General features: G+C 67.5%; 25 protein-coding genes. 12 read left to right on the top strand and 13 right to left on the bottom strand.

Annotated elements, in window-relative coordinates; all coding sequences use genetic code 11:
• Nucleotides 1–23: 23 nt before the first annotated feature.
• Genes H7X47_RS21515 through H7X47_RS21505 form a run of 3 tightly spaced genes read left to right on the top strand, consistent with a single transcriptional unit; the run spans nucleotide 24 to nucleotide 1,888 of the window.
• Nucleotides 24–521, top strand: coding sequence for a DUF2937 family protein (locus H7X47_RS21515; RefSeq protein WP_193370816.1), 498 nt, complete (start codon nucleotides 24–26; stop codon nucleotides 519–521).
• The gene (locus tag H7X47_RS21510; RefSeq protein WP_193370815.1) at nucleotides 521–1,252 is read left to right on the top strand and encodes an SDR family NAD(P)-dependent oxidoreductase; all 732 of its coding nucleotides are present in this window, start codon (nucleotides 521–523) and stop codon (nucleotides 1,250–1,252) included. The genes H7X47_RS21515 and H7X47_RS21510 overlap by 1 nt, the downstream gene beginning before the upstream one ends.
• Before the next feature lie 45 nt (nucleotides 1,253–1,297).
• Nucleotides 1,298–1,888, top strand: coding sequence for a LysE family translocator (locus H7X47_RS21505; protein ID WP_193370814.1), 591 nt, complete (start codon nucleotides 1,298–1,300; stop codon nucleotides 1,886–1,888).
• Between the two features lie 7 nt (nucleotides 1,889–1,895).
• On the opposite strand, the gene H7X47_RS21500 is transcribed toward H7X47_RS21505, so the two are convergent.
• From H7X47_RS21500 to H7X47_RS21475, 6 genes are all read right to left on the bottom strand, one after another.
• Nucleotides 1,896–2,951, bottom strand: coding sequence for a pentapeptide repeat-containing protein (locus H7X47_RS21500; protein WP_193370813.1), 1,056 nt, complete (start codon nucleotides 2,949–2,951; stop codon nucleotides 1,896–1,898).
• 335 nt (nucleotides 2,952–3,286) lie between these two features.
• Nucleotides 3,287–4,057 carry an alpha/beta fold hydrolase gene (locus tag H7X47_RS21495; protein ID WP_193370812.1) on the bottom strand — a complete coding sequence of 257 codons (771 nt, stop codon included), beginning with the start codon at nucleotides 4,055–4,057 and terminating at the stop codon, nucleotides 3,287–3,289.
• Between the two features lie 13 nt (nucleotides 4,058–4,070).
• Complete coding sequence (gene der / locus H7X47_RS21490) at nucleotides 4,071–5,459, bottom strand: ribosome biogenesis GTPase Der (protein ID WP_193370811.1); 1,389 nt, start codon at nucleotides 5,457–5,459, stop codon at nucleotides 4,071–4,073.
• A 102-nt stretch (nucleotides 5,460–5,561) separates the two neighbouring features.
• The gene (locus tag H7X47_RS21485; protein ID WP_193370810.1) at nucleotides 5,562–6,893 is read right to left on the bottom strand and encodes an outer membrane protein assembly factor BamB family protein; all 1,332 of its coding nucleotides are present in this window, start codon (nucleotides 6,891–6,893) and stop codon (nucleotides 5,562–5,564) included.
• A 7-nt stretch (nucleotides 6,894–6,900) separates the two neighbouring features.
• Nucleotides 6,901–7,545, bottom strand: coding sequence for a tetratricopeptide repeat protein (locus H7X47_RS21480; protein WP_193370809.1), 645 nt, complete (start codon nucleotides 7,543–7,545; stop codon nucleotides 6,901–6,903).
• Between the two features lie 213 nt (nucleotides 7,546–7,758).
• A complete protein-coding gene (locus H7X47_RS21475) occupies nucleotides 7,759–8,310 on the bottom strand; it encodes a thioredoxin family protein (protein WP_193370808.1) in 552 nt (183 codons plus the stop codon).
• A 274-nt stretch (nucleotides 8,311–8,584) separates the two neighbouring features.
• Between H7X47_RS21475 and H7X47_RS21470 the strand changes: the two genes are divergently transcribed.
• The 3 genes from H7X47_RS21470 to H7X47_RS21460 all read left to right on the top strand — a co-directional run bounded on the left by H7X47_RS21470 (nucleotide 8,585) and on the right by H7X47_RS21460 (nucleotide 10,174).
• Nucleotides 8,585–8,941, top strand: coding sequence for a hypothetical protein (locus tag H7X47_RS21470; RefSeq protein ID WP_193370807.1), 357 nt, complete (start codon nucleotides 8,585–8,587; stop codon nucleotides 8,939–8,941).
• Between the two features lie 174 nt (nucleotides 8,942–9,115).
• The gene (locus H7X47_RS21465) at nucleotides 9,116–9,445 is read left to right on the top strand and encodes a DUF2794 domain-containing protein (protein ID WP_193370806.1); all 330 of its coding nucleotides are present in this window, start codon (nucleotides 9,116–9,118) and stop codon (nucleotides 9,443–9,445) included.
• A 372-nt stretch (nucleotides 9,446–9,817) separates the two neighbouring features.
• The gene (locus H7X47_RS21460) at nucleotides 9,818–10,174 is read left to right on the top strand and encodes a PilZ domain-containing protein (protein ID WP_193370805.1); all 357 of its coding nucleotides are present in this window, start codon (nucleotides 9,818–9,820) and stop codon (nucleotides 10,172–10,174) included.
• Nucleotides 10,175–10,273: 99 nt separating this feature from the next.
• On the opposite strand, the gene H7X47_RS21455 is transcribed toward H7X47_RS21460, so the two are convergent.
• Entirely contained in the window at nucleotides 10,274–11,158 is an 885-nt protein-coding gene (locus tag H7X47_RS21455; protein ID WP_193370804.1) for a c-type cytochrome, read from the bottom strand.
• Nucleotides 11,159–11,512: 354 nt separating this feature from the next.
• Here H7X47_RS21455 and H7X47_RS21450 point away from each other — a divergent pair, with 354 nt between their 5' ends.
• A complete protein-coding gene (locus tag H7X47_RS21450; protein WP_193370803.1) occupies nucleotides 11,513–12,787 on the top strand; it encodes an NAD(P)/FAD-dependent oxidoreductase in 1,275 nt (424 codons plus the stop codon).
• Between the two features lie 201 nt (nucleotides 12,788–12,988).
• Nucleotides 12,989–13,663: a hypothetical protein gene (locus H7X47_RS21445; protein WP_193370802.1), complete on the top strand. Its 675-nt coding sequence runs from the start codon at nucleotides 12,989–12,991 to the stop codon at nucleotides 13,661–13,663.
• A 15-nt stretch (nucleotides 13,664–13,678) separates the two neighbouring features.
• On the opposite strand, the gene H7X47_RS21440 is transcribed toward H7X47_RS21445, so the two are convergent.
• Nucleotides 13,679–14,572 (bottom strand): LysR family transcriptional regulator, encoded by an 894-nt coding sequence (locus H7X47_RS21440; RefSeq protein WP_193370801.1) that lies wholly within the window; start codon nucleotides 14,570–14,572, stop codon nucleotides 13,679–13,681.
• Between the two features lie 100 nt (nucleotides 14,573–14,672).
• Between H7X47_RS21440 and H7X47_RS21435 the strand changes: the two genes are divergently transcribed.
• The 3 genes from H7X47_RS21435 (at nucleotide 14,673) to H7X47_RS21425 (ending at nucleotide 16,331) form a co-directional block, all read left to right on the top strand.
• Nucleotides 14,673–15,410 (top strand): NAD(P)H-dependent oxidoreductase, encoded by a 738-nt coding sequence (locus H7X47_RS21435; RefSeq protein WP_193370800.1) that lies wholly within the window; start codon nucleotides 14,673–14,675, stop codon nucleotides 15,408–15,410.
• 208 nt (nucleotides 15,411–15,618) lie between these two features.
• On the top strand, nucleotides 15,619–15,921 hold the full coding sequence (locus H7X47_RS21430; protein ID WP_193370799.1) for a BON domain-containing protein: 303 nt from the start codon (nucleotides 15,619–15,621) through the stop codon (nucleotides 15,919–15,921).
• Between the two features lie 23 nt (nucleotides 15,922–15,944).
• Nucleotides 15,945–16,331, top strand: coding sequence for a DUF488 domain-containing protein (locus H7X47_RS21425; protein WP_193370798.1), 387 nt, complete (start codon nucleotides 15,945–15,947; stop codon nucleotides 16,329–16,331).
• Between the two features lie 3 nt (nucleotides 16,332–16,334).
• Here the strand turns inward: H7X47_RS21425 and H7X47_RS21420 are convergent, their stop codons facing one another.
• Nucleotides 16,335–16,688 carry a RidA family protein gene (locus H7X47_RS21420; protein ID WP_193370797.1) on the bottom strand — a complete coding sequence of 118 codons (354 nt, stop codon included), beginning with the start codon at nucleotides 16,686–16,688 and terminating at the stop codon, nucleotides 16,335–16,337.
• Between the two features lie 184 nt (nucleotides 16,689–16,872).
• On the opposite strand from H7X47_RS21420, the gene msrA reads away from it, so the two are divergent.
• Complete coding sequence (gene msrA / locus H7X47_RS21415) at nucleotides 16,873–17,379, top strand: peptide-methionine (S)-S-oxide reductase MsrA (RefSeq protein WP_193370796.1); 507 nt, start codon at nucleotides 16,873–16,875, stop codon at nucleotides 17,377–17,379.
• 15 nt (nucleotides 17,380–17,394) lie between these two features.
• Here the strand turns inward: msrA and guaA are convergent, their stop codons facing one another.
• From guaA to guaB, 4 genes are all read right to left on the bottom strand, one after another.
• On the bottom strand, nucleotides 17,395–18,942 hold the full coding sequence (gene guaA / locus H7X47_RS21410) for a glutamine-hydrolyzing GMP synthase (protein WP_193370795.1): 1,548 nt from the start codon (nucleotides 18,940–18,942) through the stop codon (nucleotides 17,395–17,397).
• A gap of 82 nt (nucleotides 18,943–19,024) precedes the next feature.
• Nucleotides 19,025–19,567, bottom strand: a complete 543-nt coding sequence (locus H7X47_RS21405; RefSeq protein WP_193370794.1) for a GNAT family N-acetyltransferase — start codon at nucleotides 19,565–19,567, stop codon at nucleotides 19,025–19,027.
• A complete protein-coding gene (locus tag H7X47_RS21400; RefSeq protein WP_193370793.1) occupies nucleotides 19,564–20,904 on the bottom strand; it encodes an RsmB/NOP family class I SAM-dependent RNA methyltransferase in 1,341 nt (446 codons plus the stop codon). The genes H7X47_RS21405 and H7X47_RS21400 overlap by 4 nt, the downstream gene beginning before the upstream one ends.
• A gap of 106 nt (nucleotides 20,905–21,010) precedes the next feature.
• Entirely contained in the window at nucleotides 21,011–22,474 is a 1,464-nt protein-coding gene (gene guaB / locus H7X47_RS21395; RefSeq protein WP_193370792.1) for an IMP dehydrogenase, read from the bottom strand.
• Nucleotides 22,475–22,686 lie beyond the last annotated feature (212 nt).

The following is a 22,686-nucleotide window of genomic DNA, read 5'->3' as shown; positions in this document are numbered from 1 at the left end:
GGCCCGGGGCAGTCCGCTTCGGAATGTTCGCCCGCCTGTTCTACAGCCTCGGCGCCGCCGGTGGCGGTGCGGCCTTCTCGCAGTTTCCCGAGTACTACGCCCACTACGTGCAGCGCCTGGGCGGGCGCATCGACCAGGCCCGCCAGCGGGCGGAAGAAATCCGCATCGACGCCGCGGAAAAGGGCCTCTCGGTCGAGGACTACATCGAGCAGTTCCTGGAGAGCGCGCCGCACAGCCTGGAGGGCGCGCGCATGTCCGAGAGCATCTTCCAGCTCGACCGCATGGAGGCCGCCTATCGGGCCCTGCGCGACGCGCCGCCCCTGCAGCGCCCCTTCGCCTTCGCCGAGCACATGAACAGCGGCCTTCTCGAGGCCACGCTGGGCGACTTCAATCCCGCCGTGCCGCTCACGCCCGAAGGCCTTGCCTATGCGGCCTGCGGCGTGCTGGCCGGCCTGGTCTTCGTATTCGGCTCGCGGCGCGTCCTGCGCCGGCGGCGCCGTCCCAAGGAGTTGGAAGTTTGATGTCGAATGGTACTGGTCCCGCCACTGGCCGCCTCGAGGGCCGCCTCGCCGTCATTACCGGGGCCTCGCGCGGCATCGGCGCCGCCGTGGCCAGGCGCTTCGCCGCCGAGGGCGCGCAGCTGGTCCTCATCGCCCGCACGGTCGGCGCCCTGGAGGAGCTGGACGACGCGATCCGCGCCGAAGGCGGCAAGCAGCCGGTCCTGGTGCCCCATGACCTGCGCGACTTCGACGGCCTGGACCGCCTCGGCGCCTCCCTGCACGAGCGCTATGGCAAGCTGGACATCCTGGTCGGCAACGCCGGCATCCTGGGACCGCTGACCCCGGTGGGGCACATCTCCCCGGACATCTGGCAGGAGGTCATGGACGTGAACGTGACCGCCAACTTCCGCCTGATCCGCAGCCTCGATCCGCTGCTGCGCCTCTCCGACTCCGGGCGCGCGGTCTTCGTGACCTCCGGTGCCTCCAGCGGCCTGAACGCCTACTGGGGCCCCTACGCGGTTTCCAAGGCCGCCCTGGAAGCCCTGGTGCGCACCTACGCCGCCGAGATCACCAAGACCAAGGTGAAGGCGAACCTGCTTTCCCCCGGCCCGATCCGCACCATGATGCGCGCCGCCGCTTTTCCCGGCGAAGACCCGCAGTCCCTGCGGCCACCCGAGGCGATCGCCGATCTCTTCGTCGCCCTGGCCGAGCCCGCCTGCACGAAGAACGGTGAGCTCGTGGAGGCGCGGTAGAAGGCTTGAGGCTGATCGAACCTTTCCAGACCGGGGACGGCCTCCGTGCTTGAGTTCGCCGCGGCGGTCTTCTTCCTCATCATCACCCCCGGGCCCGGTGTGCTCTCCATCGCCGGTGTCGGCTCGGGCTACGGCTACCGGCCCGGCATCGCCTATCTGGGCGGGCTCTGGGTCGGCAACAACCTGGTCGCCGCCCTGGTGATCTCCGGCGTCGCCGCGGCCGCCCTGGCGCTGCCCTGGCTGCGCGCGGTGCTGCTCTGGGGCTCCGCCCTCTACCTGCTGTGGCTGGCGGCAAAGATCGCCTTCGCCGGCGCCCGCATCGCCTTTATCCACTCGGAAAGGTCGCCGGGTTTCTGGAACGGCCTGGCGCTGCAGCCGATCAATCCCAAGGCCTACGCGGTCAACACGGCGCTCTTTTCAGGCTTCGCCTTCCTGCCGGCCAGTCTGGCCGCGGAGACGGCGATCAAGCTGGCGATTTTCAACATCATCTGGATTCCAATCCACATCGCCTGGCTCTGGGCCGGGGTGACGCTGCGCCGCCTGGATCTGGCGCCGGGGATACAGCGGGCCATCAACGTGGCCATGGCCGCCTCTATGCTGGCGGTGGTCGGTATCGCCGTGATGGCGCAGCTCTAGAGAGGTTTCAGGCGCTGAGCTTGAAGCCCTCGGGGAAGCGGGTCTTCATCCCGGTCTCCGGCAGCGTGCCGATGTCGGCCCGATCGAAGTGGGCCTCCTCCAGCAGGGCGCTCGACAGGTTGCTGCCGCGCAGGTCGCTGTGCGAGAGGTTGGCGGCGCGGAGGTTGGCGTTGGTGAAATCGCAGGCCGCCAGCACCGCGCCCCGGAAGTCCACCTTCGTCAGGTTGGAATTGACGAAGGAGATGGCCGCCAGGTTCCGCTCCGCCAGGCTGCGGCCGGCAAGATTGTAGGCCGTGAAGTCGGCGCGAAGGCCGAAGCGGCCGCCGGTGTCGACCCAGCGCGCGTGCTCATTGAGGATGTCGTTGAGCTCCTCGTCGTCGATCGGCTTGGCCGGGGCGGCCTTGATGCCCAGCTCGCGGACGTTCATCTCCTCGAAGCTGGCGCCGCGCAGATCGGCTTCGTGCAGGCTGGCGTTGGCGAGGCGCACGTCCTTGAACTCGGCGGCGACGAAGCGGCTGCCGCGCAGGTCGGCGCCTTCCAGGTTCGTCGTATCCAGGTTGGCGCCGCTGAAGTCCACGTCCTTCAAATGAGCGTAGCTGAGATTGGTGCGGCTGAGGTCTGCTTCGCGAAAGGACGATAAGAGACCGTCCGACACCGCCAGGTCTTCGTCCTCGCCGGAAATGATGGCGCATTTGCGCAGATCGGCGCGATCGAAAGACGTCCCGTCCAGCAGCGCCTTGTCGAAGGTCACGGCCCGCAGGTCCGCCCGCTGGAAATTGGCGCGGGTCAGGTTGGCGCCATCGAACTTCGAGGCGAAGAGCTTGGCGCGGCTGAAGTTGGCGGCGGTGAGATCCGCACCTGTGAAGTTGCATCCCAGAAACTGGGACTCCGCAAAGCACATGCCCTTGAAGTTCAGCCCGGCGAGCAGGCAGCTCTGCATGATGATTCGACGGCCGTCACGCCGTCGGGCGGCAAAGCGGGCACTCACGATGGCGAGCTTTTCTAGGGCCTCCTGCGAAATGCGGCGCTTGCGGATGACGATGTTCTTGGATTCGTAATGCATACAGCGAAATCTTCGCTCCCTGGAGGTCGATGCGTTCCGTGGTTCAGGCCAGATAGAGCCCGGTGCCCGCGGAACCAGGGTGCAATTTGCAGAACAGGAATGCACAAATATTTAAATTCGGCCATTATTACAAATTGATTGGAAAAAATGCCCTAGATAGGAAAAGTAATTTCAACCATGGAGAACATGGTGTTTGGACCAGACCACTCTCTGATCTGCTGAAACACCCGGGCGCCCTGCCAATCGACGGCCACAACTCGGCGCTCTGACCGCGGTTGTACTTTCACCGATGACCACTACACCAGGAGTAAATGGACAAATTGCCCGGTTGCCTGTTAGTTGAACAGGGCGCCTTTCAGAAAGCCGAGGACCAGTGCGTTGAAGATTTCCGGCGCCTCGAAATAGGTCGAGTGGCCGACGCCGGGGATGACCTCCAGACGCGCGTCCGGGATCGACGCCGCCACCTCCTCCATTACTTCCGGCGGGAACAGCACGTCCTCGGGGCTGGTGATCGCCAGCGTCGGCACGGCGTACCCCTCGAGGTCCTGTTGCGACACCGCCTTGGCCGAGGTCAGGCGGTTGAAGCTGCGCGGGAAGTTGCAGTTGAGGCCGGAGATCTGCCGGGCCAGGTAGGTCCCTTCCGGATTGGCGGCGACGAAGCTCTTGCCGATCTGTCCCGTGCCCGGCGGGATGGCGCCGGAGGCGATGTGCGCGATGGCCGCGTTGGCCTTGGGCGTGTCCAGGCCGCCCGGCGTGTTGGCCAGCACCAAGGCGGCGACGCGCTCGGGCTGCGTCACCGCCAGCTTCAGCCCGCCCCAGCCGCCCATCGACTGGCAGACCATGCCCGCCTTCTCGATGCCCTCGGCATCCAGGATGGCGGCGATGTCGCGGGGGAAGTACTCGGCCTCGAAGTGGTCGTTGTCGCAGCGCGAACGCCCGAAGCCGCGATGGTCGAAGACGACGACCTTGAAGTGCTTCGCGAAGGCCGGCACCTGCTGCCACCAGGAAGCACAGTTGCCGCCGCGCCCGTGGGCGAAGACCACCGCCGGTCCCTCACCGTGGGTTTCGTAGTAGAGGCTCGCGCCTTCGTTCTCGACCGTCGCCATGCTTCCCGCCGTCCTACTTCGCGCGCTTCTTCCTGTCCTTCTTCGGCTTCTTCCGGCCGGCATAGGGGTTCTCGCCCTTGCGGAAGTTGATCCGGATCGGCGTGCCCGGCAGGTCGAAGGCCTCGCGCAGCCCGTTCTCCAGATAGCGCAGGTAGGATGGCGGCAGTTCCTGCGGCTTGGAGCAGAAGATGGCGAAGGTCGGCGGGCGCGCCTTGGCCTGGGTCATGTACTTGAGGCGCACGCGCCGGCCGTTGACCGCCGGCGGCGGGTGCGATGACGTCACCGCCTCCAGCCAGCGGTTCAGGTCCGCGGTCGCCACGCGGCGGTTCCAAACGTCGTAGGCCTGGAACACCGCCTCCAGCAGAGCGTCGATGTTGTGGCCCTGCAGGGCCGAAAGGGTCACCACGGGAATGCCGCGGGTCTGCGGCAGGGAGCGCAGCAGGCGGTCGTGGATGCCCGCCAGGGCGGCGTCGCGCTCGCGGCAGGAGTCCCACTTGTTGACACCGATGACCAGCGCCCGGCCTTCTTCCACCACCATGCGGGCGATGGTCAGGTCCTGCTTCTCCAGCCCCTCCTCCACGTCCAGCAGCAGCACCACGACCTGGGCGAAGCGGATGGCGCGCAGGGTGTCCTGGGTGGAGAGCTTCTCGATCTTCTCTACCACCCGCGCCTTGCGGCGCAGCCCGGCGGTGTCGACCAGGCGCAGGGGACGTCCCTTGTAGGTCCACTCCACGGCGATGGAATCGCGGGTGATGCCGGCCTCCGGGCCGGTCAGCAGGCGCTCCTCGCCCAGCAGCTTGTTGATGAGGGTCGACTTGCCGACGTTGGGCCGGCCGACCACGGCGAGCTGCAGCACGCCGCCGGTCTCGTCTTCTTCTTCCGGCTCTTCCGGCCCCTCTTCTTCCGCCTTGGAGGCGACGGCGGCGACGGCGTCGTAGAGGTCGCTCATGCCGAGGCCGTGCTCGGCGGAGATCGGGATGGCCTGGCCGAGGCCCAGGCTGTAGGCGTCGTTGAGGCCGGCCTCGGACTCCCGTCCCTCGCACTTGTTGGCCACCAGGGCCACAGCCTTGCCGCTGCGCCGCAGCCAGCGGGCGAAATGCTCGTCCAGGGCGGTGATGCCGGCACGCGCATCAATCACCAGCAGCGCCAGGTCGGCATCCGCCACGGCGCGCTCGGTCTGGGCGCGCATGCGTCCCTCCAGGCTGGCGTCGAAGACCTCCTCCAGGCCGGCGGTGTCGATGGCCCGGAACTCCAGCCCGAAGAGGTTGGCCTCCCCCTCGCGGCGGTCGCGGGTGACGCCCGGCGTGTCGTCGACCAGCGCGAGGCGCTGCCCGACCAGGCGGTTGAAGAGGGTGGACTTGCCCACGTTGGGGCGTCCGATGATGGCGACGGTGATGGTCATGGCACTGGAATAGGGTGCCGGCCGCGCCGCCGCAAGCCCCATCGCCGGGTGGCGCGAAACCGGGCGCCTTCGCGGGCGCTTTCCCGGCTTGGGCCGGACCGCCTAGCGCAGGGCGACCAGTTCGCCGCCGCTGGTGACCAGGTAGAGGCTGTTATTGGCCACCACCGGCGCCACCGCGGCCCCGTCGCCCAGGTCGAAGAAGCCGAGCAGCTTGCCGTCATAGGGCGATACGGAGATCACCTCGCCGTGGGACCCGGCAATGACCAGGCGGTCGCCGGCCAGCACCGGCCCGCGCCAGCGGATCGGCACCTCCTGTTCCTCCGGGTCGGCGAAGCGCGGCAGCGGCGTCACCCAGCGGATGCGGCCGTCGCGCCGCTGCAGGCAGACGACTTGGCCGTCGTTGGTCAGCACATAGAGGAAGTCGCCGGCGGCCCAGGGCATCTGCACACCGCCGATGTCCGCCTGCCAGGCGCGCACGCCCTGGCGCAGGTTGACCGCCAGCATCTGGCCGGCGTGACTGACCGCGAAGACGATATCGCGGTCGATGACCGGCAGGCCGCGGATCTGGGCGATGTCGGCCAGGGGATCGAGGCGGCGTACGGCACTGAGGTTCTCGCTCCACACCTGGCGGCCGTCGTCGGTGAGCAGCGCCAGGACCTCACCCGACGAATAGGGCACCACAACCGTGTTACGCGACACTGCCGGGCTCGCCGTGCCCAGCAGGCCCGCGGTCTCCTGCACGCCGACGTGGTTCCACAGGCGTTCGCCGGTCTCGGCGTTCAACACCAGCAGCTGGTTGTCCAGGGTGACGACGAAGACCCGCCCGTCGCTGGCCACCGGGGCGCCGCGCATGGGGCCCGGCGCCTTGTGGATCCACAACAGCTCGCCGGTCTTGGAATCCAGGGCGAAGACGCGGGCGAAGCCGGTGGAGACAAAGACCCTGCCCTCGTCCGCCGCGATCCCGCCGCCGAAATAGAGGCCGTCCTCGTCGTCGTCCTCCAGATCGACCCGCCACAGGCGGCTGCCGTTGGTGGCCGAGAAGGCGGAGACCGTCGAGCGCGCGTCCATGGCGTAGACGACATCCGCGACGACGATGGGCTGGGACAGCAACTGAGCCACATCGCCCGAGCCCTCGCCGACGTCGGCGCTCCAGACCCGGCGCGGATTGGCGCTGAGCGAGAGATGATACATGGCGTGGGCCGCGCTGCCGCCGGGCTGCGCCCAGTCGGTGTTGATGTAGGGCTCCGGCAGGCGCACGGGAACATCGGCGATCGAGGGGTCGGCCCGGAGGCCGCGCTCATAGGCCAGGATGGCGATCCGCTGGCCGGGCAGCGGCGGGGCCTCGGTCTCGCCGAACCAGTCGCTGATACCGCAGGCGGAAAGCACGAGCGGCAGGGAAAGCGGCAGCAAGAGGCGCTTGAACATCAGGTGCATCGGAAAATCATCCAGGCAATGAGGCGAGCAGTTCCGCAGCGCGGGACCGGGTGCCGGAAGGCGCTGAGGGATCGTCGGTGATCTTGATCAGGTGCTCGCGCGCCGCTTCCTGGTCGCCTTCGCGCAGGGCCAGAACGGCAAGCAGTTCCAAAGCCGTGAAGCGGTAGGGCGCTTCGGGCCCCGCCAGAGACTGCAGTTCACCACGCAGCGCCGCCGGATCATCCTTGTCCATCCGCTTCAGCACCGCCAGCAGGCTGCCCAACTGGCTCATCGCCGCGCCGGAACCTCCGTCGCTGGCCAGACGCTGCCAGATCTGTTCGGCGGCGGCCGCGTCATCGCCCTCGGCGGCGAGCTGCGCCTCGGTCAGGGCCGCGAGCAGCGCGTAGCCGTCGCCGGTCGGGTCGCTGAGCGCCGCCAGGACCTCACGGGCCTTGGCCTCCTCGCCGCTGTCGATCAGGGCCAGGGCTTCGGCATAGCCGTCGGAACGCTCGCCGCGCAGCTTCAGGTCATAGGCCTGCCAGCCCTTGTAGCCGGCCACCCCGAGAACCACCACCGCCGCGGCGGCATAGATGAAGAGGCTGTAGCGCTTCCACCACTCGGTCGCCTTGTCGCGGCGAAGTTCCTCATCGACTTCCTGAAAGATATCGGCCACTGGCCACTCCCTATAACGCACCCTGCCGGTTGTGCCGGCCCCGGCGATTCATCTTCGAGGCCGCTGCCGGTCTTCTGCGGTTGGACCCGTAAACCCGACGGCGCTTCGTTGATAAAGCCCTTGCCCGCCAGCTTCAACCACGGATTCACCGCTTTTCGGCGCTACACCCTTTGGCGCGGCGCCCGCGGCAGCACGCCCCGCTCGCCTTCGGCCTCAGGCGGCCTTCCACTTGATGCTGCAGCCCATGGAAGCGATCTGGTCGTCCGGCCCCTTGCCGGTCCCGGCTACCTGCTTCATGGCCTCGTAGAGCTCGCGCCGGGCGCCCGGGACCAGGGTGGTACGGGATTCGTCCAGGCGGCCGCGGTACTGGAGTTCCAGGTCCTTGTTGAAGCCGAAGAAATCCGGGGTGCAAACCGCCCCATAGGCGCGGGCCGTTTCCTGGGTGGGATCAACCAGATAGGGAAACCCCAGGCCATGGTCCCGGGCGAAGGCCTTCATGTTCTCGAAGGAATCCTCGGGATAGGCCGTCGGGTCGTTGGCGTTGATGCCCGCAACGCCGATCCCCAGCTCCGCCAGGGCCCGGGCCTCCTCGGCCAGACGGCCGGCGATGGAGCGCACATAGGGGCAGTGGTTGCACATGAAAACGATCAGCGTGCCCTTCGGGCCGGCCAGGTCGGCCAGACTGTAGGTCCTGCCGTCGATGCCCTGCAGGGAGAAGTCCACGGCCTTCCAGCCGAAGTCGCAGATAGGGGGCGATTCCGCCATACTTCCCGACCTCCATTTTCTTTCTATAACAGACACTTGAAATGTTTTTCTAAGGTACCGTCAAACACCCCGGACGTTAACAGATTCTTCAGCGCGGGGCGCCAGACTGGAGGCTGGTGTTTGGCGAAAATCCAATACACCGCGCCTTGCCCGGCGGCCGCCCGCAGCATCCCTGTTCGGGAGCTATCCTAAGCGCCAGCGGTCCCCTTGTCAGGACGCCAAGGTCAGGAACGACAGTCGGCCGCAGACACAGCGGCGATCAGGAGCTCAAGGTATGAGGATGAAGCTGAAATCCGTCTTCGCCACGCCCCTTCTCGTGGGGGCCCTCGCCGCCTGCGACCCGGGCTCCCAGGCCCTGCTGGCCGGCGCCTCCCTGGTGACCTTCGTGCATACCGACAAGACCATCAGCGACCACGTGGCCACCTGGGCCTTCGACAAGGACTGCTCGACCCTGAGCCTCGCCAACGGCGAGGGGTACTGCCATGAGATCGTGACCGAGGAACAGCGCAAGGCCGCCGAGGCCGAGGCCGCCGCGGCGCTGGCCGGCACCTACTGCTACCGCACCCTCGGGGCCATCAACTGCTACCGCCAGCCCGACACCATGGCCAGCAGCGCCGCAAGGGTCCGCTAGACGCCCTTCGCCCCCCCGCCCGAATCGGCTCCGGGCGCCCCAACAGCCTGAAAAACCCCGCTCTTCTCCCGTCTTTGGGCCTCATGGCTGGACGGCGGTCGAAAATTGCGGAAAACTGCTCTCCGTCACCGATTGGAGACTCCCCTTGAGCTTCGCAGGAGGCCAGCCGCCTTCATGAGCCAACTGTACAGCTTTAACGAATTCCGCAGGACCCCGCGGAGAGTGTTTTTCGACCGGGCCGAACTGAACCAGCTGCTCTCGCTCTACAGCCGCAATGTCGCCAGTGGCGAGTGGCGCGACTACGCCATCGACCAGGTGGGCGGCGCGGCGATCTTCTCGGTGTTCCGCCACACCCACGACGCACCGCTGTACGCCATCGCCAAGCAGCGCAACAACCGCTCCATCGAGTATGTGGTTTTCTCGGGGCGCGAAAAACTGAAGCGAGCCAAGACGTTGGGCGATGCACTTAAGATTTTCCGCAAACGACTGCGCGTGGTGTCCTGAGGCTTTTCCGGCAGCCGGACCTCCCTGAAGTTTCCCGTCCCTCCCGACAAACAGCCCTTCGCGAGAAATCACTATAGATATCTCGCCTAAGATGTTGTTTTAATGGGTGAAAACAAGAAAGCGCTGATGAAGCAGGCGATGGATCAACTTTGCGGCGAAGGCCTTTCTTAACCGAATAACTTAAGCGCGGGGCAATCAAATGGTGGGACCATCGGGCAATTCCTAAGCTTTCCCCAATCGGCTTGAGGAAGAGTATCTGTCTCGATCGAGCCAGCGGTAGATTCCCCCAACTGCCGCTGGCTCATTTTCTTTGCGAGACAAAAGTGCAACCCAAGGGCGGTCCCGAAGGCCCCCGAGCAAACGGTGGTGATCATGCCCTGGGACCAGGACGTCGGCGCTTCCCAACTTCAGGATTCGGATCCTTCCGAGCGGCGCCACTTCATCCGCGCCGCCACGGTCCTCAAGGCCCGTCTGGTAACGCCGGAGGGCACCATCGAAGGCACGGTCCTCGACGCCTCCCTCAACGGCGTGAAGGTCTGGGCAGCGGGCGACGTGCCGGTCGGCACCAAGGTGACCCTGCTGCTGGCCGGCGCCGTGCACTTCGGCGGTGAGGTGGTCTGGCGCCGCGGCGAGACCCTTGGCCTCTGCTTCCTGGACGATCCGGAAAAGGTGGCCGCCATCATGGCCGCGCTGCTGCCGCAGCGCTGCCTGCAGGTCGGCCACGCCTGACCCTGAACTGCCGCTCTTCCCTTCCGTCCCGGCTTTAGACGCCAGGACCCGGGCGGCAGCGCCGCCCAGGCCCCTGGCCCCTGTCTTGGCACCCCTCAGTTATCTTTCTGGCAGGCTGCGCAGGTAGGCGACGATCGCGTCGAGGTCGGCCACGGCGAGCTTGGCGTAGTAGCCCACCGGCATGGGCGGCAGCAGCCGGCTGCCGTCGGGACGCACGCCGCTGGTGATCACCTTCTTGATGTCGGCGTCGCTCCAGTCGCCCAGGTTCGTCGGCGTGATGTTGGCGCCGTGACTGACGCCCCAGGGTCCGGGGAACGCCAGGCCGCCGGCGCCCGTCTGGTTCTCCCAGTCCGGCCCCTTCGGCCCCATCGGGGAATGGCATTCGATGCAGTGCCCCAGCGGCCCGGCCAGGTAGAGGCCATAGGCGGGTCCGTCGGCCGGCGTTACCTCGGCGACCGAGATGACCGGCGGCCCGTAGCTGGGCGGCAGCGACATGCGGTAGTCCGACTTCGGCACCTCGTTCCTCACCGGCTTCAGGCTGCGGATATAGGCGACGATGGCCTGAACGTCGCGGTCGGAGATGTCGCGGTAGAGGGAGATCGGCATCGGCGGCCCGATGATGGTGCCGTCGGGGCGGCGCCCCTCGCGAATCGCCGTGATGATCTGCGCGTCGGTCCAGCCGCCGATGCCGGTCTCGACATCCGGCGTGATGTTCGGCGCATAGGCCGTGAAGGGCTCGTCCTCCATCAGGAAGCCGCCGGCCAGCTCCATGCCCGGCAGCTCGCCGTCGGGGCCCTTCGGGGTATGGCAGTTGCCGCAGGCGACAATGCTCTGCATCAGGTAGGTTCCCCGCTCCAGCAGGGTTTCCGCCCGCCCCTCTCCACTGGAGAGCGCCACGGCGGCAAGACTGAAAAAGGCACACACAACGGTCCCGGCCTGGCCCCTGAAGCGGCGCGGCGCGGTGGCACCCCTATGCGATCGCATGATGTTCTTGTTCCTCAAAAGAATCGGCGCTTGCCTGCGCCTGTTGATTGCGGCGGCGTTCTCTAGCCGGTTTCAGGCTGCCACACCAGCCGGATTCAGCAGCACAAAAGAGTAGGAAACTCGGGCAATGTCGGCGTTTCTTCGCTGTCCCGTCGGCGCCACCACGCTTGCAGATTGAACCCCGCCGCCGCGCTCCACATCAGATAGGCAGCGCGGGGTGCAACGCCGGTCGCAGCTTGGCGGACGCAATAGATGAACGCCGGCGGCTCCGTCGCTATAACAGGCCTCGGCACAGGGTAGACCGGAAGGCCCGTCGCGGCCCGGACAGATATTCGATGCGGACGAAGGAGTTCCATGCTCGGTGATTCACGGTCTCACGGTTTGTGGGAGAAGACGGCCCCGGCCGCACCGCCGACGACGGCTCTGGCGGGCGACCACCTCAGCGACGTTGTCGTTGTGGGCGGCGGCTACACCGGCCTGTCGACGGCCCTGTACCTGGCGGAAGCCGGCGCGGGCGTTGTCCTGCTGGAGGCCGCGGAGATCGGCTTCGGCGGCGCCGGACGCAACGTCGGCCTGGTCAACGCCGGCATGTGGGTCCAGCCGGATGCCCTCGTCAAGACCATGGGAGAGGACCGGGGTGAAGCGCTTCTGAATCTGCTCGGCGGCGCCCCCCGCCTGGTCTTCGACCTGATCGAGAAGCACGGGATCGCCTGCGAGGCCGTGAACCGCGGCACACTCCATTGCGCCGTCGGCCCGGGCGGTTTGAAGGAACTGCAGGAGCGCGCGGCGCAGTGGCGCCGCCGTGGCGCGGCCGTTGAACTGCTCGACGCCGCAGAGACCGCCGAGAAGACCGGCACCACCGCTTTCGCGGCCTCACTTCTGGACCGCCGCGCCGGCACCATCCAGCCGCTGGCCTATGCGCGGGGGCTCGCCCGGGCCGCCATCGCCGCCGGCGCGGTCATCCACACCCGCTCCAAGGTCGACAGCCTTCAGCGGAGCGGATCGGCCTGGCACCTCGTCACCGCGGAAGGATCAGTGACGGCCGGGCGCGTCATCGTCGCTACCGACGCCTATTCCGCCCCCCCCTGGAACAACCTCCGCAGCGAGCAGGTCAAGCTGCCCTTCTTCAACTTCGCCACCGAACCACTCCCGGCCGACCTGCAAAGCAGGATCCTACCCGAGCGGCAGGGCGCCTGGGACACGAAGACGGTGCTCACGTCCTTGCGTCTGGACCAGGCCGGACGGCTGGTCGTCGGCAGTGTCGGCGCGCTGCGGGGCACCGGCATCGCCGTCCACCGGGCCTGGGCCAAGCGCAGCCTGCGCCGCCTCTTCCCGGAACTCGGCCATGTCCGCTTCGAGGCCGAGTGGTACGGCGCCATCGGCATGACCGACGACAACCTGCCCCGCTTCCACCGATTGGACGACAACGTCTTCACGATCTGCGGTTACAACGGCCGGGGCATCGCGCCGGGCACGGTCTTCGGGCGCTGCCTGGCCGACCTGGCGCTGGGCCGCAGGACCGAGAACGACTGTCCCCTGCCCTGCACCACGCCGCAGGACGCGCGCTTCCGGCTGCTCCGCGAAGGCGTAATAGAGCTCGGCGCCCAACTCGTCCACCTCGCGCCGTAGTGCCGGCTTGTCCAAGGCGGTGACGACCGCCAGGCAAGACCCCTTAGTTGCAATCGTCAGGTCCGACGCCCCGTGCTAGGCTCGCTCCTTCAAGATGCAGGTATCTGAAAGCATCGGTTCGGCCAGGCCCCTTGCGGGCCGCACGGCCTCGCGGCGTTTGGGGGGTTACGACCGCCGGCGACACCACGAAGGAGTGGAACCATGTGGCGCAGACTAGCCTTCTTTCTATCCCTCTGCCTGCCGGCCGCGGCCTGCAGCAACAGCTACGTCCTGACCGACAGTGCTCGGCAGATCACGCTCGGCCCGGCGCTACCCGGCACCGTGGTGGAACTCAGCGCCTGCGGCGCCTGCGTTTTCGGCGAACCGGACCAGGTCTTCGCGGTGCCGCCCAACTTCGCCCAGATCAACTTTTACCGACTGAGCAGCCTGGACGGCGGCTACTACCACAAGCCCGGCACCTGCGACTGCTTCGTCGGCGAGGTCTGGATGTACTTCAACTCGAACATCCAGCCCTATCCCGACGGCAATCCGGAACGGGTGGTCGTTACCGGCAGCGGCTTCGACACGCCAAGCTCCTCGGGCTACGGCCAGACGGTGCCGACCACGCAGGAGGACTGCCAGCGCTACTACCGCGCGACACGAATGTGGGAAAAGAAGGAAGGTACCGACACCTGGAGCCAGATCGGCAAGCAGATCAACACCGGAACTTGGTCGGGCGGGTCCGGAGGCAGTTGTAACATCGGCAGCGCCATGACCTACAGCCCCTTCCCCTCAAACACGAACCAGGCGCGCAAAGTGCGCGTCGCAGTGAAAGTCCTGGTCCGGGAGACGGCGCAGAAGGCAGCGGTCGAGACCAGCCAGCCGCCGCCGAAGTGAGCGCCCGGGAAGGCCTCAGCCCGCTCCCGCAAAGCGCGCCTGCCGCGCCTTCGCCGCCTCGGCGGTGAAGTCCAGGAAGGCCCGGATCCGCGCGACCCGCCGCAGGTCCGGATGGGTCAGCAGCCAAAGGTCGATGGCCAGCTCGTCGATCGGCGCCGCGACCCGCCGCAGCCGGGGATCGGCGTCGCCGAGATAACAGGGCAGCACCGTCAGCCCCGCGCCCTCGGCCGCCGCCGCGGCCATGCCCAGCATGGTGTCAACGCGCAGGCCGCAGGCGGCGTCGTAGCCTTGCGCCGCCATCCAGCGTTCCAGCTGGCCATAGGGCATTGCCTCGTCGGGCCCGATCCAGGGGGCCGCGCCCAGGTCGGGATTGCGGCCGAGCGCGCGGACGAGGCCCGGCGCGCCATAGATCGCCTGGGCGATGACCGCCACCTTGCGCCCGACCAGGCTCTCCGGCGGCGCGGCGGCGGGGCGGATCGCCACCTCGGCCTCGCGCTTGGAGAGGCTGAACAACTGGTTTGAGACGGCGATCTCCAGGCTGATGTCGGGAAAGGCCTGGCGGAACTCTGTACAGACCTTGGCGAAGATTCCCGCCAACAGGGTGTCCGTGGTGGTCACCCGCAGGCGCCCGGAGGGGCGCAGGTCGCGCCCGGCGAGCCGCCGCTCCACGTCCAGCACCTCGGCCTCCACCCGGCGCGCCGCCGCGGCGGCTTCCTCGCCGGCCACCGTGGCCGCGTAGCCGCGGCGCGAGCGGGTGAACAGCCCGACGCCCAGCCGCGCCTCGATCTCGCCCAGGCGCCGGAACACCGTCGCATGGCTGACGCCAAGCCGCCGGCCGGCCCCGGCGAGCGAGCCGGCTTCGGCGATCGCCAGTACCAGCCTCAGGTCGTCCCAGTGAAGTCTGTTCATTTATGCAAACTAAACTGTCAGTTTTTTATAGTTATCATGCAAATACGAACATCATAGCTTTCCCGCGTCAACGCTGAAATTGGACCCGGGAGCCCCCGTCATGAATGCCCTCATCGTCCTCGCCCACCCCGAGCCGACCTCCTTCAACGCCGCCTTGAAGGATGTCGCGGCCGCCACGCTGCGCTGCCTCGGCCACGAGGTCGAGGTCTCCGACCTCTATGCCGAGGGCTTCGATCCGGTGGAAGCGCCGGCCCACTACACTCCGCGCCATGACGGCCACCGCTTTGCGCCTCTGGCCGAACAGCGTCATGCCGCGGAGGCCGGCTGCCTACCCGGCGAGGTGCAACGCGAGATCGACCGCCTGCAGCGCGCCGACCTGGTAATTCTGCAATTTCCGCTCTGGTGGCACGCCCAGCCGGCGATGCTGAAAGGCTGGTTCGACCGTGTCTTCGTCAGTGGCGGGCTCTACAGCAGCCGCATGCGCTACGACCGCGGCTACTTCCGTGGCAAGCGCGCCCTGCTGTCGATGACCAGCGGCGCCCCGGCAGGCGCTTTCGGGCCGGGCGCGCGCGGCGGCGACATCGATACGCTGCTCTGGCCCCTGCACTACTCGCTGCACTACATGGGCTTCAGCCTGTTACCGCCCTTTTGCGCCCACGGCATCCAGGGTCACGGCTACGCCTACCGGGAAGAGTCCGAATTCCTCTCCATGCTGGAAACCTACAAGGCGGACTTGGCGCAGCGCCTGGTCAACCTCGAGGAGACGGCGCCGCTGATTTTCCCTGGCTGGGATGACTGGGACGCCGAGGGCCAGGCGAAGATGCGCCTGACCGGCTAGATTCCAGGCACCAGGCGCAGTTCTCCCAGGCTTCCCTTCCCGGTAAGAGGTCCGCGGCCCCTTTGTCCATCTGGACGTCCGGGGCGCAGATACCAATAATAGAGCCGATACGGCAAGACGATGACGTGCCGCCGGCATCGGCCGAGGGAAGAAACCCTCCCGCCGGGCGTCATGTGAAGTAGCGCCACCGAGGTAAAGGAAGGCAAGAATGAAAGCTCTGCGTCTTTTGAAGATTCTCTTTGTCGTCAGTCTCCTGGCCGCCCCCCTCGCAGCCTGCAGCGGAGAGACGGCTGGTGAGTACATCGACGACTCGGTGATCAGCAACACGGTCCGCGCCAAGCTCCTCGACGACAAGGACCTGAACCTTTTCCAGGTCGACGTGACCACCCTGAAGGGCGAGGTGCAGATCAGCGGATTTGTCGATTCCCAGGCCGACAAGGACCGCGCCACCCGGGTCGCCAAAACCGTGGAGGGTGTGAAGAAGGTCCACAACAACCTCGTCGTCAGATAGCCGTCGCGCGTCCGAGGCGCCCCATGACCGTTCGTATCGTTCGCCTCGGCACGCCGCGCCATCCCGAGGAGGGCCCCCGCATCGGCACCGTCAGGCGCCCGCCGCGCGGGGTGAAGAAGGACCGCTACGCCGCCGACGACTGGTACGACGTCTGGTACCCGGAACTCTCACCCAGTCAGGCGCTGGTCACCCAGGCCCTGAAGGCCGAGACGGAGGCCGAGTGGAACGCCTTCGTGCGCGCCTTCAAGAAGGAGATGAAGGAGCCCGCCGCCGCCCGCAGCCTGGACCTGCTGGCCGCGCTGTCGCAGGAAGCCGACTTCTCGGTCGGCTGCTACTGCGAGGATGAGGCGCACTGCCACCGCTCGGTCCTGCGCGCCCTGCTGGCCGAGCGCGGCGCCAAAATCGCCTGAGGCTCACACCGCCGCGACGACGGCGATCTCCACTTTGTACTGCGGGGCCGCGAGCTTGGCCTCGACGCAGGCGCGTCCCGGCGTTTCCCCCGGCACGACCCAGGCATCCCAGACGGCGTTCATCTCGTCGAAGGTCGACATGTCGGTGATCCAGATCGTCGCCGACAGCAGGCGGGACTTGTCGCTGCCCGCCTTGGCCAGCAACGCGTCGATTCCGGCGAGGATGTCCTTGGTCTGCTCGGCAACGGAGGCGCCCGCGGCGTCATGAGCCACCTGGCCGGCCAGGAAAACGAGGTTGCCGTGGACGACGGCCTGGGACATGCGCGGGCCCACGTCGATGCGCTTGATGTCGGTCATGATGGATCCTTCTTCAGAGACTCGAGTCCGATAAGCCCGCTTGGGATACGTTTGCGGAAAGAGCCCGTCGAGAGAAATCGGCGGACCGCCGCGGCAGGCCCTCCGGCCTTCACGAAATCGGGATTGGCAAGACCCGCTGCCCGCCCCCATATTTGGCTCAGGTTTCAGGAAGGGAGATATCGCAATGACCGAGCGCGCAGTTCTGGCCGGAGGCTGCTTCTGGGGCATGCAGGACCTGATCCGCAAGCTCCCCGGTGTCCTCGATACCCGTGTGGGCTACAGCGGCGGTGACGTGCCCAACGCGACCTACCGCAACCACGGCACCCATGCCGAGGCCATCGAGATTCACTTCGATCCCGAGAAGATCAGCTACCGGCGACTGCTGGAGTTCTTCTTCCAGATCCACGACCCGACCACGCCCAACCGCCAGGGCAACGACCTAGGCCCCTCCTACCGCTCGGCGATCTACTACGCCAATGAGGAGCAAAAGCAGATTGCCGAAGACACCATCGCGGACGTGAACGCCTCGGGCCTCTGGCCGGGCAAGGTGGTGACCGAGGTGGAGCCGGTCGGCGCCTTCTGGGAGGCGGAACCAGAGCACCAGGACTACCTGCAGCGCATCCCCAACGGCTACACCTGCCACTTCCCCCGTCCCAACTGGGTCCTGCCCAGGCGCAGCGCGGCGGAGTAAGCGACCGCTAGGCTCCTACTCCCACTCAATGGTCCCCGGGGGCTTCGAAGTCACGTCGTAGACGACGCGGTTGATGCCGCGCACTTCGTTGATGATGCGGGTGGCGACCCCGGCCAGGAAATCGTGGTCGAAAGGATAGCTCTCCGCCGTCATGCCGTCGGTGGAGGTGACCGCGCGCAGGGCGCAGACATAGTCGTAGGAGCGCGCGTCGCCCATGACGCCGACGGTCTTCACCGGCAGCAGCACCGCGAAGGCCTGCCAGATGGCGTCGTAGAGCCCGGCCTTGCGGATGGCGTCCAGATAGACCGCATCGGCCTTCCTCAGGATGTCGGCCTGCTCGCGGCTGACCGGCCCCGGAATACGGATGGCCAGGCCCGGCCCCGGGAAGGGATGGCGGCCGACCAGGGCCTCGGGCAGGCCCAGCTCGCGGCCCAGCTCGCGCACCTCGTCCTTGAAGAGCTCACGCAGGGGCTCGACCAGCTGCATGTTCATGCGCTCGGGCAGGCCGCCGACGTTGTGGTGCGATTTGATGGTGACGCTCGGCCCGCCGGTGAAGGAGACGGACTCGATCACATCGGGATAGAGCGTGCCCTGGGCCAGGAAGTCGGCGCCGCCGATCTTGGCCGCCTCCTCCTCGAAGACGTCAATGAAGGTGCCGCCGATGATCTTGCGCTTTTTCTCCGGATCATCGACGCCCTCCAGCTTGCCGAGGAAGAGGTCGCTGGCGTCCCTGTGAACCAGCGGAATGTTGTAGTGGTCGCGGAAGACGTCCACCACCTGCTCGGCCTCGTTGAGGCGCAGCAGGCCGTGGTCGACAAAGATGCAGGTGAGCTGGTCGCCGATGGCCTCGTGGATCAGCACGGCCGCCACCGAGGAGTCGACGCCGCCGGAGAGGCCGCAGATCACCTTGGCGCCGCCGACCTGGTCGCGGATCGCGTCGATGGCCTGCTGGCGGAAATGCGCCATGGTCCAGTCGCCGGAGCAGCCGCAGACCTGGTGGGTGAAATTGCTGAGCAGCTTGGCCCCGTCGGGCGTGTGCACGACCTCAGGGTGGAACTGCACAGCGTAGATCCTGCGCTCTTCGTTGGCGATGACCGCGTAGGGCGCGCCCTCGGAGGTGCCGTAGACCTTGAAGCCCTCCGGCAGGCGCACGACGCGATCGCCGTGGCTCATCCACACCTGGTGCTTTTCGCCGGGGGACCACACGCCCTTGGTCAGGATGGTGTCGGCCTGCAGTTCGACGAAGGCCTTGCCGAACTCCTGGTGGTCGGACCCCTCGACCTCGCCGCCCAGCTGCGCGCAGATGGTCTGCTGGCCATAGCAGATGCCGAGGATCGGCTGGCCGCTGTCGAACACCTCCTGCGGCGCGCGCGGCGTGTCGCTGCCGGTGACCGAAGCCGGACCGCCGGAGAGGATGATGCCCTTGGGCGCGAAGTCGGCGATGCGCTGCGGGTCGGTGTTGAAGGGAAAGATTTCGCAGTAGACGCCGCTCTCACGCACCCGCCGGGCGATGAGCTGGGTCACCTGGGAACCGAAATCGAGAATAAGAATGCGGTCTGTCATGCAGCTATCCGTCCTGATCGCGCCCCGTTATGAGGCTGCCTTGCGCCCCGGCGCTCCGCGCCGCGGCATCACGTCCTTGTCTTCAACTTTGCGTCTGGGCCAGCCAGGATTCCAGGTCCGGCCAGCCGTAAGCCAATTCTTCCAACTCCGTTCCGGCGAAGCTCTCCATGCGCTCACCGGCCCGCTCACCGCCCATGGCCTCGTAGAAGAAGCGCGCCGGGTTGGCCGCCAGCACCCAGACCATGGCCCCCTTGTGCTTCTCCTTCGAGAGCGCCTCCAGCGCCGTGGAGAGCAGGCGCCGGCCCAGACCCTGCCCCTGCCAGTCGACACCGACATAGAGGGCATAGATTTCCCCGCCGTAGGGCATCTCCGGGTTGCGCGTCGGCCCGAAGGAGATGAAGCCGACAACCTCTTCGTCGACCTCCGCCACCATGAGGTCGTTGCCCTTTTCCGCCTTGGCGGCGGCGCGGTGCCACTGCGGCGAGGAGCGCGCGACGCTCATGCGCGCCAGGTAGTCCGAAGGCACCAGGCCGGCGTAGGTGTTCTGCCAGGTCTCAACGTGGATCCGGGCGATGGCGTCGGCGTCGCGCGGCAAGGCGGGGCGCAAAACGAAGATCTCGTTCATGCCTCTTCCTCCCGCCGGAAAATGGCGACAAAGAAGCCGTCGGTGCCGTGGCGCGCCGGCGTCAGGGTCAGATAGGGGTCTTCGCCGGGATAGGGCACAGTCAGCACCTGCGCCCAGACCTCACCAAGCGGCAGGGCGGCAAAGTCCGGCGCGTCGGCCAGGAAGGCCTCGACCTGATCCTGGTTCTCCTCCGGTAGCAGAGAGCAGGTGACGTAGATCAGGCGCCCGCCGGGCTTCACCAGAACCGCCGCCTGGCGCAACACATCGTGCTGCGCCGCCTTGTAGCCCTCCAGAGCTTCCGGGGTGAGGCGCCAGCGGGCGTCCGGATGGCGCCGCCAGGCGCCGCTGCCGCTGCAGGGAGCGTCGACCAGCACCCGGTCGAAAGTGCCCTGCAGGTCTTCCGCCGCCGCCAGGTTCTTCTGCGCGCGGCGCTCGACGAAGCCGCCCCCTCCTTCACTTAAACCCGCACGCTTCAGGCGGATGGCGCTGCGGTCGAGCCGCGCCTGCTCGGCATCCATGGCCAGCAGCCGGCCCTGCCCCTTCATCTCTGCCGCCAGGGCCAGGGTCTTGCCGCCGCCCCCGGCGCAGACGTCGGCGACCGCCATGCCCGGTCGCGCGTCACAGAGCAAGGCGGCGAGCTGCGAGCCCTCGTCCTGCAGTTCAACCAGGCCGGCGCCGAAGGCCTGGGTGGCGCGCAGCGCCCGCCGCCCGCCAAGACGCAGTCCGCGCGGCGACAGCGGCGTCGGCGCAGCCTCGATGCCCTCCTCCGCCAGGGCCGCGACAGCATCCGCGCGGCTGCCCAGCAGGGTGTTCACCCGCAGGTCCACCGGCGCTTCCTGCAGCAGGGCGGCGGCTTCCTGTTCCGCCGCGGCGCCGAAGGCGGCCTCGAGGCGCGGCATAATCCACTCCGGCACCTCGTTGGCGACCCAGGCGGGTGGTTGCTCCGGTTCCCGGGCGGCTTCTTCCAGTCGCTCGACCAGCGCCGCCTCCTCCGTCGTCAGCGGTGGCGGGGCGTAGCGCGAGCCGTCGAAGAGACGGTTCAGCGCCTGAGGATCTTCATGCTCGCAGAGCAGCAGGTAGGCCAGCAGCTGCTGGCGCGACGCCGCGGCGCTGCCCCGGCCGCGCTGCAGCCACCAGGCCAGGCGCGCATGGTGGCGCAGCACGTCATAGGTGAGCGCGGTCACGGCGCGGCGGTCCTTGGAGCCGATGTAGCGGCGCTGGCGCAGGTAGTCGTTCACCACCCGCTCCGCCGGACGAACGGCCCCTTCGCCGGCGCCTTCGCCGGTGATCCCGTCCAGAATTTCGATGGTCGCCTGCAGGCGCGCCGCCGGCATCATGGCGCCAGCCTCCTTCGGGAACTGGCCCTACCCCGGCGAAAAAACGCCGCTCGCTGCGGGCGCACTGGCGGCCTGGGCGGCGTGGGGAATGACAGCCCGCGCCCGATCACATCTCGTTGCGGTAGTTGGGCGCCTCGCGCGTGACGGTGACGTCGTGCACGTGGCTCTCGCGCAGACCCGCATTGGTGATCCGCAGGAAACGCGCGTTCTTCTGCAGGTCGGGAATGGTGGCGCTGCCGGTGTAGCCCATGGCGGCGCGCAGGCCGCCGACCAGCTGGTGGATGACGGCGCCCACGGGGCCCTTGTAGGGCACACGCCCCTCGACGCCCTCGGGCACCAGCTTCAGATTGTCGGCCACTTCCTGCTGGAAATAGCGGTCGGCCGAGCCGCGCGCCATGGCACCCACCGAGCCCATGCCGCGGTAGGACTTGTAGGAGCGGCCCTGGAACAGGAAGACCTCGCCGGGGCTTTCCTCGGTGCCGGCGAAGAGCGAGCCGATCATGGCGCAGCTGGCGCCGGCCGCCATGGCCTTGGCCAGGTCGCCGGAAAACTTGATACCGCCGTCGGCGATCACCGGAACGCCCTGCTTGGCGCAGACCTCTGCCGTGTCAAGCAGCGCGGTGAGCTGCGGCACGCCGACACCGGCAACCATGCGGGTGGTGCAGATCGAACCCGGCCCGATGCCGACCTTCACCCCGTCGGCGCCGGCGTCGACCAGGGCGCGCGCGCCCTCGGCGGTCGCAATGTTGCCGGCGATGACCTGGGCGACGTTGGACAGGCGCTTGACTTCGCGGACCGCGCCGAGGACGCCCTTGGAGTGGCCGTGGGCGGTATCGACCACGATGACGTCGACCCCGGCATCCAGCAGGGCGTCGGCCCGGGCGATGCCATCGGGACCGACGCCGATGGCGGCGGCGGCGCGCAGACGGCCCTGGTCGTCCTTGCAGGCATGGGGATAGGCCTGCGCCTTCTCCATGTCCTTCACGGTGATCAGGCCGATGCAGCGGTAGTCGTCGTCCACAACCAGCAGCTTCTCGATGCGGTGCTGGTGCAGCAGGCGCTGGGCCTCTTCCTTGCTGACGCCTTCCTTGACGGTGATCAGGCGCTCCTTGGTCATCAGCGCGGAGACCGGTTCCTGTGGATTCTCCGCGAAGCGCACGTCACGGTTGGTCAGCACGCCGACCAGCTTCTTGGTCTTTCGCTCGACCACCGGAATGCCGGAGATCTTGTGGCTCTCCATCAGCGCCAAGGCGTTGGCCAGGGGTTCGTCCGGGTGGATGGTCACCGGGTTGACCACCATGCCCGATTCGAACTTCTTCACCCGGCGGACCTCGTCGGCCTGCTGGTCGATGTCCAGGTTCTTGTGGATCACGCCGATGCCGCCGGCCTGGGCCAGGGCGATGGCCAGACGGCCTTCGGTGACCGTGTCCATGGCGGAGGAAACGAGCGGAATGCCCAGCTCGATGGAGCGGGTCAGGCGGGTGCGCGTGTCTGTCTGATTTGGGAGGACTGCGGACTCCGCCGGCTCGAGAAGGACATCGTCGAAAGTAAGAGCCTGTCGGAGTTCCATGCCTATCCCCTTGGCGGTGATTGGCGCCGCATCATACACATAGGCCCCGCTATGCCAAGCGGATTGCGCCCCTCCCCCGACTTGACGTTAGCATAGCGGGGGCGCGTGCCACTCATGGCTGGCGCCGCGGGCTCCGGCCCGCGGGTCCCGGGGCTCGCGCCGATTGACCTGTATCATCGCGCCGCCCGTGAAGCGGCGGGAATATCACCCTG

The sequence above is a fragment of the Pelagibius marinus genome (assembly GCF_014925385.1).
Taxonomy (GTDB): Bacteria; Pseudomonadota; Alphaproteobacteria; order Kiloniellales; family Kiloniellaceae; genus Pelagibius; species Pelagibius marinus.
The sequence above is the reverse complement of the archived record's forward strand: the minus strand, read 5'-3'. Positions and strand labels throughout refer to the sequence as shown.